The 13103-nt window shown below is 74.6% G+C and carries 11 protein-coding genes; 5 read left to right on the forward strand and 6 right to left on the reverse strand.

What is annotated here, in order from left to right:
• Nucleotides 1–118: 118 nt before the first annotated feature.
• From OH807_RS32920 to OH807_RS32935, 4 genes are all read right to left on the reverse strand, one after another.
• Nucleotides 119–505, reverse strand: a complete 387-nt coding sequence (locus OH807_RS32920) for a rhodanese-like domain-containing protein (protein ID WP_406206448.1) — start codon at nucleotides 503–505, stop codon at nucleotides 119–121.
• Nucleotides 499–1077, reverse strand: coding sequence for a cysteine dioxygenase (locus tag OH807_RS32925; protein ID WP_406206451.1), 579 nt, complete (start codon nucleotides 1075–1077; stop codon nucleotides 499–501). The genes OH807_RS32920 and OH807_RS32925 overlap by 7 nt, the downstream gene beginning before the upstream one ends.
• A 179-nt stretch (nucleotides 1078–1256) precedes the next feature.
• Nucleotides 1257–1334, reverse strand: a complete 78-nt coding sequence (locus tag OH807_RS32930) for a putative leader peptide (protein WP_106981192.1) — start codon at nucleotides 1332–1334, stop codon at nucleotides 1257–1259.
• 47 nt (nucleotides 1335–1381) lie between these two features.
• Entirely contained in the window at nucleotides 1382–4696 is a 3315-nt protein-coding gene (locus tag OH807_RS32935) for a hypothetical protein (protein ID WP_406206454.1), read from the reverse strand.
• Between the two features lie 450 nt (nucleotides 4697–5146).
• Between OH807_RS32935 and OH807_RS32940 the strand changes: the two genes are divergently transcribed.
• From OH807_RS32940 to OH807_RS32955, 4 genes are all read left to right on the forward strand, one after another.
• The gene (locus OH807_RS32940) at nucleotides 5147–5989 is read left to right on the forward strand and encodes a nitrilase-related carbon-nitrogen hydrolase (protein WP_406206456.1); all 843 of its coding nucleotides are present in this window, start codon (nucleotides 5147–5149) and stop codon (nucleotides 5987–5989) included.
• Nucleotides 5990–6003: 14 nt separating this feature from the next.
• A complete protein-coding gene (gene hydA, locus OH807_RS32945) occupies nucleotides 6004–7416 on the forward strand; it encodes a dihydropyrimidinase (protein ID WP_406206459.1) in 1413 nt (470 codons plus the stop codon).
• A 257-nt stretch (nucleotides 7417–7673) separates the two neighbouring features.
• Entirely contained in the window at nucleotides 7674–8705 is a 1032-nt protein-coding gene (locus OH807_RS32950; RefSeq protein WP_406206462.1) for a TIGR03842 family LLM class F420-dependent oxidoreductase, read from the forward strand.
• Complete coding sequence (locus tag OH807_RS32955) at nucleotides 8702–10252, forward strand: NCS1 family nucleobase:cation symporter-1 (protein WP_406206465.1); 1551 nt, start codon at nucleotides 8702–8704, stop codon at nucleotides 10250–10252. The genes OH807_RS32950 and OH807_RS32955 overlap by 4 nt, the downstream gene beginning before the upstream one ends.
• 52 nt (nucleotides 10253–10304) lie before the next feature.
• On the opposite strand, the gene OH807_RS32960 is transcribed toward OH807_RS32955, so the two are convergent.
• Nucleotides 10305–11561 carry a glycosyltransferase gene (locus tag OH807_RS32960; RefSeq protein WP_406206468.1) on the reverse strand — a complete coding sequence of 419 codons (1257 nt, stop codon included), beginning with the start codon at nucleotides 11559–11561 and terminating at the stop codon, nucleotides 10305–10307.
• Between the two features lie 178 nt (nucleotides 11562–11739).
• Between OH807_RS32960 and OH807_RS32965 the strand changes: the two genes are divergently transcribed.
• Entirely contained in the window at nucleotides 11740–12006 is a 267-nt protein-coding gene (locus OH807_RS32965) for a GlsB/YeaQ/YmgE family stress response membrane protein (RefSeq protein ID WP_406206471.1), read from the forward strand.
• A 108-nt stretch (nucleotides 12007–12114) separates the two neighbouring features.
• Here OH807_RS32965 and OH807_RS32970 read toward each other — a convergent pair whose 3' ends face one another.
• Complete coding sequence (locus OH807_RS32970) at nucleotides 12115–13032, reverse strand: ADP-ribosylglycohydrolase family protein (RefSeq protein ID WP_406206474.1); 918 nt, start codon at nucleotides 13030–13032, stop codon at nucleotides 12115–12117.
• Nucleotides 13033–13103 lie beyond the last annotated feature (71 nt).

Genomic DNA, 13103 nt, shown 5'->3' on the forward strand with positions numbered 1-13103 from the left:
AGGTCGTGCCCGGCGACCGCCCGGTTGCTCGTCCGCCCGACTGCTCAGTCACGCGGCCGTCGGGCCCCTTGGTGGCAGGGCCGGCTCAGCGGCAGGGCCGGTTCAACCGCCCGGCTGCTCAACCGCCCGGCCGGGTCGGCAGCCCGTCGGCGGCCCAGCCGACGAAACCGCCGTCCAGATCCGTCGCCCGGCTCAGCCCCAGCTCGCGCAGCGAGGCGGCCGCCAGGCTGGAGGCGTAGCCCTCCGAGCAGACCACGATCACCTCCAGGTCGTACCCGGACGCCTCGGGGATCCGGTGACTGCCCGTCGGGTCGAGCCGCCACTCCAGCACATTGCGTTCGATCACCAGCGAACCGGGGATCTCCCCTTCGGCCGCCCGCTGCGCCGCGGGCCGGATGTCCACCAGCAGCGCGCCGTCCAGCTGGGCCTGGTGGGCCTCGCGGCCCCGGGGTCGGTGGACGCCCTCGCGGGAGCGCGCCACCAGGTCGTCGACGGTGGTCACCATTGCTCCGGTCCTTCCTGGGAGGTGCGGACCAGGCCACCGGCCCGCAGTTCGTAGTGCGCCATCGAGCTCAGCGGCGGCGAGTAGGCGTGCAGCGTGACGGCCGGGCCGGACGCCGTGTTGCGGACGTCGTGCACGTACTCCGGCCCGAACGCGCGGGTGGTGCCGGCCGGTACCCGGCGGATCAGCAGGCCCTGCTCGGGACCGCCGAGCGAGAGCTCCTCCAGCTCGCCGAGGGCGACGGTGAACGCGCCCCGCGAGCCGCCGTGGTCGTGGAAGCCGGTCGACTGCCCGGGCAGCCAGCTGATCAGCCAGACCTCGTGGTCCTCGTCGGCCGTCAGCCGCCGGTACCAGCGCTCCTCGGTGGAGAGCCGGACGTGGTGGATCCACTGGTCGGGCTGCTCGGCCAGGTCGCGGACGATCCGGCGCAGAGTGTTGGGGGTGAGCGGGGCGCGGGGCTCGCCGGGGGCGGCGGGCGCCGTGCCCCCGGCCACCTCGGCGGCCGGTGCAGTGGTGCCGGTGCCGGTGCCGGTCTCGGCGGGTGCGGTCGTGCCGATGGCGAGGTCCAGGCTCATGTGGGCGTCCTCGGGGAAGGCGGGGCGAGCGATGGCCGTGCCCGGGCGCGGAGGCGGATGCGGGTGCCGTGGTGCCGGTTTTCGGCACGGGTACGCCGGGCGGGGAGGGTCAGGAGTGCGGGTGCACGACGCGGTCCCCGGAAGACGTCACGGGGCGGGCCGGGCGGGGAAAGGCAAGGTCAACAGGCACAGATGGAACTCGCCTGGCGTCGCAGATCGACGTGCAGGCGGCAGACCAGAGTGGTGCCGGTGTCCATGAGCCGGATCCTTCCCGACGGAACCGGCGTGAGTCAAGCGAGCCCCGTCACTCCTGTGCGGCGCGTCGGAGGGCCGGCGGGGCCGGTGACGGGATGCGCGGCGTGGTGGAGGGGGAGGCCGGGGGGACGGCTGCGGTGGGCGCGTCGGGTGCGGCCCCGGCGGACGGCGGGCCCGGAGGGGCGGGCCGGGCCGGCGACGGACCGGTGCCGGCCAGCGCGGCCTTGAGCACGGGCGCGGCCTGCGCGCCCAGGTGGCGGCCGAGGGTCTGGTAGGCGTCGAACTGCCGGTGGTCGAACCACTGGTCCCCGGTGGAGTCGTTCGGGAAGGCCGCGTTGGCCACGGCGTAGGAGTGCAACTCGTAGGGCATGTCGGTGGTCAGCACCGCCTGGAGGACGATCAGGGTGCCGTGGCACGCCCGCTCCGCGTCCGCGGCGCCCCCGCCGCCGCCCGCCTCCGCGGTGCTGCCGTCCGTCGTGCTGCTGTCCGTGCTGCTCGCTTCCTCGCCGGGGACGGTGATCGGCCCCGGGTAGCGGATGTCCCCGGTGATCACCGCCCGGGCGGAGAGCCGGTCGGCGAGCCGTGCCGCCAGTCCGCGCAGCGGCTCGCCGCCCGCGCTGCCCGGGATCAGCAGCTCGGGTTCGTGCAGGGTGATGACGATGCCCAACTCCTCGCGGGCCAGCGTGATCGCCGCCGCCAGGGTGGCGGCGTACGAGGTGTCCCCGCTGGCGTCGAGGCAGACCGCCGTCCGGACGCCGTGCCGCAGCAGCTCGACCAGCCCGAGGTTCTCGTAGTGTCCGCCGTCGGTGGTGAGGAGGAAGCGGTCCTCCATCGGGAACCGCCCGCACAGCTCGCGCAGTTGGTAGGGGAGCCGGCGGACGACTGGCTGCGGCGCCTGCCGCCAGTCCCGGTCGGGCGCCCAGAGCGGCCCCAGCACGGCCGGGTTGGGCAGCCAGGTGCCGAGGCGCGCGTTGGTGAGTGCGAAGAGGCCCTGGTAGGAGCGGGACTGACTGCCCATCGCGGAGGAGAACGCGGCACCCGAGACGGCCATCGCGGACTGCACGGTGAGGTCGCGGGCGATGTGCCGCCGGGTGCGCCGCTCCAGCAGGTCCGTCCGGGCGTACCCGACGTCCGGCCCGCCCACGTAGTCGGACGAGAAGGTGAACGAGACCGCCCGGCGCCCGGGCGGCGTGCGGGAGCTGCCGGACAGGTTGGCCGCCGCCGCGAACACCACCTGGGGGAAGTCGGGGTGCCGTGCGGCGTAGTGGCTGAGCCGGGTCTGCTCGCGGTAGAAGCGGTACGGCCGGGCCAGCACCTCGCCGTCCTCGGTGGTGGCCCGGCGGACGGCGAACGCGGAGGCGAGCCGGCGCCGGTAGAACGGGTGCAGGCCCATCCAGGTCTGGTCGAGGTTGAGCCCGACGGTGCCGAGGACGAGCGGCAGCAGCACCTGCGCGGCCGGCGGCCAGGCATGACCGGTGGCGACCGCCCAGCCGAGGGCCAGCAGCGCCCCCACCGACAGCGCGGCCAGCGCCGCCCAGACCACCAGGTACTCGGTGATCCTGATCCCCAGCCCGCCGCCGAGGCGTCGGGCGCCGTGCAGCAGGCCGCCGATCGCCGCCGCGCCCTGCTCGATGGCCCGGCGCCCGCTCCAGAGGATGCCGAGCAGTAAGGCCAGGTAGCTGAGCAGGACGGTGAGGCTGAGCCCCGCGCCGGTCCGGCGCGCGCCGACCGCGAGCGCCTGTTGCAGGGCGATCGCGCCCCAGGCGAGCCCCGGCACCACCAGGACGCCCGTGGTCAGCAGCGCCGCCAGCGCCAGCGCGCCGTACGAGAGCCACCGCAGTGCGCGCGGGAGCGGGGAGTTCCAGCCGAGCAGTGAGAACGCCAGCAGCTGGAGCAGCCAGCAGCCGACGGCGGTCGCGAGCAGCCCGAGCAGGGCGAGGACGGCCGGCATCCGGACGGCGAGCGGGCCCGGGCCCCGGCCGCCGGCCCCGCCGGTGTGCAGGCCGACGGCGGCCAGGCCGTCCAGGTCGGTCAGCGGGACGAGGTGGTAGAAGCGGCTGAGCCCGAGGCCGAGCACCAGGACGGCGGAGAGCAGCAGCGTCAGGGCCGTGACCAGGCCGCGCAGCAGCGTCCCGAGGGCCACCAGCCACTGCCCGGCGCCGTCCGCCAGGTACTTGGCGTGCCGGCGGAGGTGGTCCTCCTCCGGCGAGCCGGGCTCCAGGACGGTGTCCGCCGTCAGTCCGGAGACGGCGTGCACCGGGCTGCCGGGCGCCGAGTCGCTGAGCGCCAGCTGCAGGGCCCCGACGGTGTAGCCGCCGCCGGAGACGGAGACCAGGTAGCGGGCCTGCTTGAGCCAGGGCCGGAGCTCCTGGAGGGCGCCGAGGGTCAGGCAGGCGGAGCGGATGCCGCCGCCGGAGACGCAGAAGCCCAGCCGGGCGTGCTCCCGCCCGGGCGGCACCACCGCGCCGTTGCGCCAGCGGGCCTGGTGGTCGAGGGGCGGGTGCGGGCGCCGGCCGGGCGGCCAGTGGCGGCCGCGCGCGGTGGCCACCGGCCACGGCGGGACCAGCGCCGGCCCGGCCCCGGCCGGGCCGCCGGCTCCGCGCGCGGCCGCCGGGTCGTCGGCCGGCTCCGGCCGGCCCCGCAGCAGGCCGCGCAACGCGCGGTGGAGGGTGACGGCCACGACGACCGCGGCGACCACCGAGGCCGGCAGAAGCAGCAGCCACTTGAGTGTGGCGAGCGCGGTCGCGGCGGCGAAGGGCGCATCGGAGCCGGTGCCGTCACCGGGGGCACCGGCCCCGGCCGCCCCGGGCGGCCCGTCCAGTGCCGCGCCGAGCAGCACGTTGGCCGTGAGGTCGCAGGCGGCCGCGAGCAGCCCGGCACCGCCGGCGGCGAGTGCGGCGCGCCGCCAGTGCGTCCGGGTGAGCACGTAGTGGCCCAGCAGCCCGGCCCCCGCGAGGGTCAGGGCGTAGCCGCCGAGCAGCCACCGGTCGGCGACCAGCGCCGCACGGTGGGCGGCGAGCTGTCCGCCCACGACGGCCTCGACCGTGCCCCGGGCGCCGGCCAGCTGCAGGGCGATGCCACGCACAGCCGGGCCGGGCCGCGCGGCCGCCAGCCGGCCCGCGGCGAACGGCAGCGGTACGGCGAGTGCGAGCAGTACGCCGGCCCACGGCGGCACCGGGCGTCCGCCCCGCTCCGGCCGCACCCCGGCTGCCGACGGTCCGCCGGCCACCGGCACGTCCTCGGCCGGGGGCACGTTCTCGGCCACCGGCACGTCCTCGGCCGCCGCCACGTCATTCGGCGTGGGCACAGTGCCCGCCGCCGGCTCGTCGCCGGGCACCGGGGACCCCTCGGACACAGCTGCCACGCCGACCTCCCCGCAGGACGTCCGTCGAACCCCGGTGACCCGCCGCGGATCACCGGTGGCCGCTCGCGGCGATCACCATCGGCCACCGGCCGGTGACACAGCGGAGCAGCATCATGGCGCGTCTTACCCCGATCCGCAGTACCGCGCACAGGATTCACCCGAATGAGTAAGGAGCGCGCTGGCGGGGTAGATGACCGTTTCATCCCATCTACTCGCACCTGCGTGTCCGCCCCACCGGATCGCCCCGGCCGCGTCGCACCCGACGTATTGTCAGGCCACCGAGGCCGGGCCTACGGTCTACGCACCACGTTCTACGCACGTAGACAGGCGCGTCGGCGCGCATGCCGGCACGCCCGTCGACGCCCGTGGAGCCGCAGGCAGAACCGCCCCGTCAACCCTCGGACCGCAGGCCCGTCCCCCCGGCCGGGCCACGGAGTTGCGGAGGTACCCATGTCGCAGATCGTCCGCGCCGCCCTCGTCCAGACCCGGTGGACCGGAGACCAGGAGACGATGATCGCCCTCCACGAGCGGTACGCCCGTGAGGCGGCCGCCCAGGGCGCGAAGATCATCGGCTTCCAGGAGGTCTTCAACGCGCCCTACTTCTGTCAGGTCCAGGAGCCGGAGCACTACCGCTGGGCCGAAGCCGTCCCCGACGGCCCCACCGTCCGCCGGATGCAGGACCTCGCCCGCGAACTCGGCCTGGTCGTCGTCGTCCCCGTCTACGAGGAGGAGCAGCCCGGCGTCTACTTCAACACCGCCGCCGTGATCGACGCCGACGGCAGCTACCTCGGCAAGTACCGCAAGCACCACATCCCCCAGGTCAAGGGGTTCTGGGAGAAGTACTACTTCAAGCCCGGCAACCTCGGCTGGCCCGTCTTCGACACCGCCGTCGGCAGGGTCGGCGTCTACATCTGCTACGACCGCCACTTCCCCGAGGGCTGGCGCGCGCTCGGCCTGGCCGGCGCCCAGATCGTCTACAACCCCTCCGCCACCAGCCGCGGCCTCTCCGCCTACCTCTGGCAGCTCGAACAGCCCGCGGCCGCCGTCGCCAACGAGTACTTCGTCGCCGCCATCAACCGCGTCGGCACCGAGGAGTACGGCGACAACGACTTCTACGGCACCTCGTACTTCGTCGACCCGCGCGGCCAGTTCGTCGGCGACGTCGCCTCCGACAAGGAGGAGGAGCTCGTCGTGCGCGACCTCGACCTCGGGCTCATCGAGGAGGTCCGCCAGCAGTGGGCGTTCTACCGGGACCGCCGCCCCGAGGCCTACGGACCACTGACCGAGGCGTGAGGAGGGCGAACACCGTGAGCCGTACTGTCATCCGCGGCGGCCTCGTCATCACCGCCGCCGACGAACTCCACGCCGACGTCCTCGTCGAGGGCGAACGCGTGGTGGCCCTGGCCGCCACCGGCAGCGACGCCGCCGCTGCCTGGACCGCCGACACCGTCATCGACGCCACCGGCCACTACGTCATCCCGGGCGGCGTCGACGCCCACACCCACATGGAGCTGCCGTTCGGCGGCACCGCCGCGTCCGACACCTTCGAGACCGGCACCCGCGCCGCCGCCTGGGGCGGCACCACCACCATCGTGGACTTCGCCGTCCAGCCCGTCGGCGGCTCGCTGCGCGAGGGCCTCGACAGCTGGCACGCCAAGGCGGACGGCAACTGCGCCGTCGACTACGCCTTCCACACCATCGTCTCCGACGTCAACGACGGTGTGCTCAAGGAGATGGACGCCCTCGTCGACTCCGGCGAGTCCACCTCCTTCAAGCTGTTCATGGCCTACCCCGGAGTCTTCTACAGCGACGACGGCCGCATCCTGCGCGCCATGCAGCGCGGCGCCGCCAACGGCGGGCTGATCATGATGCACGCGGAGAACGGCATCGCCATCGACGTCCTGGTCGAGCAGGCCCTGGCCGCCGGCCGGACCGCCCCCCGGTACCACGGCGAAGTGCGCCGCGAACTCCTGGAGGCCGAGGCCACCCACCGCGCCATCAAGCTCGCCCAGGTCGCCGGCAGCCCGCTCTACGTCGTCCACGTCTCCGCCGCGTCCGCCCTCGCCGAGATCGCCCGGGCCCGCGACACCGGCCTCAACGTCTTCGGCGAGACCTGCCCCCAGTACCTCTTCCTCTCCACCGACAACCTCGCCGAGGACGGCGCCGACGGCTTCGAGGGCGCCAAGTACGTGTGCAGCACCCCGCTGCGCCCCCGCGAGCACCAGGCCGCGCTCTGGCGGGGCCTGCGCACCAACGACCTCCAGGTGGTCTCCACCGACCACTGCCCGTTCTGCTACGTGGGCCAGAAGGAGCTCGGCCGGGGCGACTTCTCGAAGATCCCCAACGGCCTGCCCGGCGTGGAGAACCGGATGGACCTGCTCCACCAGGCCGTGGTCGACGGGCACCTGACCCGCCGCCGCTGGATCGAGATCGCCTGCACCACCCCGGCCCGGATGTTCGGCCTGCACCCGCGCAAGGGCACCATCGCCCCCGGCGCCGACGCCGACCTGGTGATCTACGACCCCACCGCCGTGCAGACCGTCTCCGCCGCCACCCACCACATGAACGTCGACTACTCGGCGTACGAGGGCCGGCAACTCACCGGCCGTGCCCGCACCGTGCTCTCGCGCGGCACCGTCGTCCTCGACGAGGGCCGGTGGCTCGGCCGGGCCGGCCACGGGACCTTCCTGCGCCGCGACACCTGCCAGTACCTGGTCTGACGCCGCCCGCCGGCGTCCGACGACGTCAGCACCGCCCGATGACGTCAGCACCGCCCGACGACGTCAGCACCGCCCGCCGGCGTCCGACGCCGCCGGCGCCGCCCGGGGCCGGGCCACCCGGCCCCGGGCGGGCTGCCCCGGCGTCCCGTGACTCCGCACCTGCTCGCGCGGGCGCGTCCGCGTGCACGCGCGCTCCCACCATCCCGACGCTCCCACCATCCCGACGCTCCCGCTGCCCCGACGACTCTGGAGACTTCATGGACATCGGCCTCGTCCTGCAGACCGACCCGCCCGCCCGCCTGCTCATCGACCGGATGCTCCGCGCCGAGCAGGCCGGCTTCACCCACGGCTGGACCTTCGACTCCTGCGTGCTCTGGCAGGAGCCCTTCGTCATCTACAGCCGCATCCTCGCCGAGACCACCCGGCTGACCGTCGGGCCGATGGTCACCAACCCCTCCACCCGCACCTGGGAGGTCACCGCCTCCCTCTTCGCCACCCTGAACGACATGTACGGCAACCGCACCGTCTGCGGGATCGGCCGCGGGGACTCCGCGATGCGTGTCGCCGGCCGGCGCCCCGCCACCCTCGCCCGGCTCTCCGAGGCCATGCACGCGATCAAGGAGCTGGCGGAGGGCCGCACCGTCGAGGTCGACGGCACCGACATGCACCTGCCCTGGGTCCGCGAAGGCGCCGCCCTGCCGATCTGGATGGGTGCCTACGGTCCGAAGGCCCTCGCCCTGACGGGCCGTCAGGCCGACGGCTTCATCCTCCAGCTCGCAGACCCCTACCTCACCGAGTACATGATCAAGGCCGTCCGCAAGGCCGCCGCCGAGGCCGGCCGCGACCCCGACGCCCTGACCATCTGCGTCGCCGCCCCCGCGTACGTGACGGCCGACGACTCCCCGGCCGCCCTCTCCCACGCCCGCGAGCAGTGCCGCTGGTTCGGCGGCATGGTCGGCAACCACGTCGCCGACCTCGTCACCCACTACGGCGAGCACTCCGCCCTCGTCCCCGCCGCCCTCACCGAGTACATCAAGGGCCGGCAGGGCTACGACTACAGCCACCACGGCCGGGCCGGAAACCCCGACACCGCATTCGTCCCCGACGAGATCGTCGAACGCTTCTGTCTCATCGGCCCGCCGGACGCCCAGCTCGCCCGCCTGGAACAGCTCCGCGACCTAGGCGTCGACCAGTTCGCCGTCTACGCCATGCACGACGCCGTCGAAGCCACCATCGACGCCTACGGCACCGACGTCATCCCGCGGCTGCGAGGCGGCGAACGCCCGTGAGGGAGACCACCGCGACCGGGGGCGCCGGCGCCGGCCCGCCGCGGCAGGTCCGGCACGCCGACGGCCGGGTCGAGTTGGACCCGGCCGCCGCGGCCCTGCCGGGCAACGGCTTCACCAACGAGGACCTCCGTCCCGTCCCCGTCGCCCGCCGCACCTGGAGCACCTACAACTTCCTCGCGCTCTGGGTCGGCATGGCCCACAACATCCCCTCCTGGACCCTCGCCTCCGGCCTCGTCGCGCTCGGCATGGACTGGAAGCAGGCCGTCCTCACCATCGGCCTGGCCAACCTGATCGTGCTGGCTCCGATGCTGCTCACCGGCCACGCGGGCACCAAGTACGGCATCCCGTTCCCGGTCTTCGCCCGCGCCTCCTTCGGCCTGCGCGGTGCCAACCTCCCCGCCCTCGTGCGGGCCGCCGTCGCCTGCGCCTGGTTCGGCATCCAGACCTGGATCGGCGGTGAGGGCATCTTCCTGCTCGCCGGCAAACTCCTCGGCGAATCCTGGCGCACCGCCGCCGAGTTCGGTGGCTACCCGTGGACGCAGTGGTTCTCCTTCCTGCTGTTCTGGCTGATCGAGATGGCCGTCATCGCCCGCGGCATGGAGACCTTGCGCCGCTTCGAGAACTGGGCCGCGCCCTTCGTCATCGTCGGCGCCCTCGCGCTGCTGGCCTGGATCACCGTCAAGGCGGGCGGGTTCGGGCCGCTGCTCGACCAGCCCTCCCGGCTCGGCTGGGACGGCGACTTCTGGAAGGTCTTCTTCCCCGCGCTGATGGGCATGATCGGGTTCTGGTCCACGCTCTCCCTCAACATCCCCGACTTCACCCGGTTCGGCGGCAGCCAGCGCGCCCAGATCCGCGGCCAGGCCCTCGGCCTGCCCACCACCATGACCCTGTTCGCGCTGCTCTCCGTCCTCGTCACCTCCGGCTCCCAGGCCGTCTACGGCGAACCCATCTGGGACCCGATCGCCCTCGCCGCCAGGATGGAGAGCCCCGCCGGCATCCTGTTCGCCCTGCTGACCGTGCTGGTGGCCACCCTGTCCGTCAACATCGCCGCCAACGTCGTCTCGCCCGCCTACGACCTCGCCAACCTGATGCCCCGCCTGGTCACCTTCCGTACCGGGGCGCTGATCACGGGCGTCGTCGGGATCGCCCTCTTCCCCTGGAAGCTGATCTCCGACCCGCACGTCTACATCCTCACCTGGCTCGGTGTGGTCGGCGGACTGCTCGGCACGGTGGCCGGCATCCTGATCGCCGACTACTGGCTGCTCCGCCGGACCGGCCTCGACCTCGCCGACCTCTACCGCCCCGGCGGCGCCTACTGGTACGCCGCCGGCTGGAACTGGCGCGCCGTCGCCGCCCTGCTGCTCGGAGGCCTCCTCGCGGTCGGCGGCTCGCACGGCGGCCCGTTCCCGGCGGACGGCCTCGTCCCGCCGCTCAAGGGGCTCGCCGACTACGGCTGGGCGGTCGGCTTCGCCTCCTCCCTGCTGCTGTACGTCGGGCTCACCATGGCGACGGGGCGGGGTGGTCGGGCGCGGGGTGGGCACGGCTGACGGGGGACGGTCGGGTCCGCCCGGCTCGGCCCGTTCGGCCTGCTCGGCCCGTTCAGCTGGTTCGGCCTGCTCGGCCGGTGAGTCGGTCGATGGCGGTGAGGACGGCGGCGGTGCCGTCCTCCGCGGCGAGGGTGGCGGCCACCGCCCGGGCCCGGGTGCGATGGTGCGGGGTGTCGACGGCCTGGCGGATCGCGGTGGCCAGCCGGCCCGGCGTCAGGGCGGCGAAGGGGACCGGCCCCGGGGCGGTGCCGAGCCGGGTGAGGCGGTCGGCCCAGAACGGCGCGTCCAGTTGCGCGGGCACCGGCACGGCGGGCGTGCCGGCCCGGAGGGTGGCCGCGGTCGTGCCGGCTCCGGCGTGGTGCACCACGGCGGCCGTCCTGGGGAACAGCCACTCGTGCGGAGCGTCGTCGATGGTGAGGACGGACTCGTCGTCCTCCGCGGCGAGGCCGCTCCAGCCGCGTTGCAGGACGGCCCGGACCCGGGCGGCCCGCAGGGCGGCGAGGACGGTGACGGTGAGGCGTTCGGGATCGGGCACGACCAGGCTGCCGAACCCGACGAACACCGGCGGCGGCCCGGCGGCGAGGAAGTCGGCCAGCCGGGGCGGCGGTTGCCAGCCGGGATCGGAGTGCGGCCACCAGTAGCCGACGACGTCGAGCCCCGGCCGCCAGTCGGCCGGGCGGGGCACGACGGCGGGGGAGAAGCCGTGCAGGACGAGATGGTCGCGGCGGGCCCGGGCGGCACTCCGCGACGGCAGCCCCAGCCGGCGCCGCAGTTGGCGGACGGCGGGGCCGAACAGACGGTCCGTGGCGGCCTGCACGGCATGACCGGCGAGCAGGTTCCCGGTCCGGCCGAGCGACCGCGTCCCGGTCACGGCCGGGGCGAACTCGCGGGTGGGGGCCAGGGGCTGGAGATTCAGGGTGAGGGTGGGGATGCCGGCGGCCTCGGCGGCGACCTGGCCGAGCGCGGCGGTGGTGCTGGTGGTCAGGAGCAGATCGGCGCCCTGTTCGGTGGCCGCGGCGATGCCGTCGCCGAGGGCGGGCATGAAGGCCCGGCCGAGCCGGAGCAGCGGCAGGAGAGCGAGCGGTCCGCTGCCGGCCCGGAGGAGGCGTTGGCCGCGGCCCGAGGCGAGCTCGGCCCGCGGATCGACGGGGAGGGCGCGGAACTCCAGGCCGGCCGCACGGACGGATTCGGCGAACGAGGTGTGGGTGGCGACGGCCACCTGGTGACCGGCCTCGCGGAGGCGGGCACCGAGCCCGGTGAAGGGGGCCACGTCGCCGCGCGATCCGGCGGTGGCGATCAGGATGCGCATGGCCGCAGTATCGCGGCGCGGGCCGCCCCGGTGGCGGCTGCCACGCCCGGTGGTGCGGGTGTGGCGGGTGGGACGGGCGCGGGTGTGCTCGGCCGGGCGGAACCGCAAGGGTGTGCGGCTGCGTCCTCCGCTGGAGAGAGGCCCGGTCGGGGCCGCGTCGTGGAGGGTGGGAGGACGGATGGGCATCGTCGCGTGGATCGTGCTGGGCCTGGTGGCCGGGGCCCTGGCCAAGTTGCTGCTGCCGGGGAGGGACCCGGGCGGCCTGGTGGTGACCACCCTGATCGGCATCGCCGGCTCCTTCGTCGGCGGGTGGATCGCCTCGCGCTTCCTGGACCGGAAGGTGACCGCGCACTTCTTCGACCTGACGACCTGGGCGTCGGCGATCGGCGGGGCACTGGTGCTGCTGATCCTCTACCGGATCTTCTTCGGCAACTCCCGCAACTGACAGGCGGATCCGCCGGCGGCGGACACCTGTACCGCTGCCGTCACCTGCCCCCGACACCGGACCGGCCGGGCCCCGAGGAAGGGGCCCGGCCGGTCCGTTCACGTCCCGTCACGTCCCGACGGCCGCGTCGGAGACCCAGGCCGGCAGCTCCTCGCGGGCGGCCGACCAGCCGGCCGGCACCTCCGCGAGGCCGGTCCGGGCGGCGACCACGCCGGCCGCGATGGCGCAGGTGGTGTCCATGTCGCCCCAGCCCGCCAGGGTCTGCCAGATCGCTTCGGGGAGGGAGTCCAACTGCCCGGCGGCGGACCAGAGGGCGAACGGCACGGTGTCCGGCGCGGAGATCTTCAGCCCCGAGCCGAGCACCTGCGCGGCGTGCCGGACGGAGGTGTGCCCGGGGAGACGGGCCGCGATCCGCAGGCCGGAGCGCACGTCGCTGTCGGGCAGCCGGCCGGCCACCTCGGCCAGCAACTCGGCCCGGCCGGGCGCGTCCTGGCCGCGACTGCGGGCGGCCAGCGCCGCCGCGAGGGCGACGGCGACCGCGCCCGTCACCGCCTCCGGGTGGAAGTGTGTGGTGAGCGCCTGCAGTTCGGCCTGCCGAGCGACGGTGTCGAGGTCCTCGGCGAACCAGGCGCCGAGTGGGGCGACCCGCATCGCGGCGCCGTTCCCGTACGAGCCCTGGCCGTCGAACTGCCGTGCGGTGACGGCCTGCCAACCGGCCCCGGCGTGGATCTCGCGCAGCACGCGGTGCATCGAAGGACCGTACTTCCGGCCGTAGTTACCGGTGTACTCCGCCGCGAACCCGTCCGCCAGCGCATCCTGGACGACCTCGCCGTTGCGGACCAGGTGCCGCACCAGGACAAGCGCCATGGCCGTGTCGTCCGTCCAGTGCCAGGGCGCCGGCCGGGGCAGCCGGGCCGCCAGCGCGGCGGGTGCCTCGTCCGGCGACACGGAGAACCAGCGGTCACCGAAGGCATCACCGAGGGCGAGCCCGTACAGGCTGTCCAGGACGGGACCAGTGGCACGCATGTCATCCTCCGGGTGAGATCAACTGTGCGTGCCAGTGTGTCCGCTCCGGGCATCCGCGGGCGAGCGGATTT

Origin of the sequence: Kitasatospora sp. NBC_01560, from assembly GCF_045208415.1 — a bacterium.
GTDB lineage: Bacteria > Actinomycetota > Actinomycetes > Streptomycetales > Streptomycetaceae > Kitasatospora.

Bases quoted from the DNA above. Each gene is read 5' to 3' on its own strand.
- OH807_RS32950 (WP_406206462.1), top strand. From the start codon at position 7,674: ATGGACATCGGCCTCGTCCTGCAGACCGACCCGCCCGCCCGCCTGCTC.
- OH807_RS32925 (WP_406206451.1), bottom strand. From the start codon at position 1,077: ATGAGCCTGGACCTCGCCATCGGCACGACCGCACCCGCCGAGACCGGC.
- OH807_RS32920 (WP_406206448.1), bottom strand. From the start codon at position 505: ATGGTGACCACCGTCGACGACCTGGTGGCGCGCTCCCGCGAGGGCGTC.
- OH807_RS32960 (WP_406206468.1), bottom strand. From the start codon at position 11,561: ATGCGCATCCTGATCGCCACCGCCGGATCGCGCGGCGACGTGGCCCCC.
- OH807_RS32930 (WP_106981192.1), bottom strand. From the start codon at position 1,334: ATGGACACCGGCACCACTCTGGTCTGCCGCCTGCACGTCGATCTGCGA.
- OH807_RS32970 (WP_406206474.1), bottom strand. From the start codon at position 13,032: ATGCGTGCCACTGGTCCCGTCCTGGACAGCCTGTACGGGCTCGCCCTC.
- OH807_RS32965 (WP_406206471.1), top strand. From the start codon at position 11,740: ATGGGCATCGTCGCGTGGATCGTGCTGGGCCTGGTGGCCGGGGCCCTG.
- OH807_RS32940 (WP_406206456.1), top strand. From the start codon at position 5,147: ATGTCGCAGATCGTCCGCGCCGCCCTCGTCCAGACCCGGTGGACCGGA.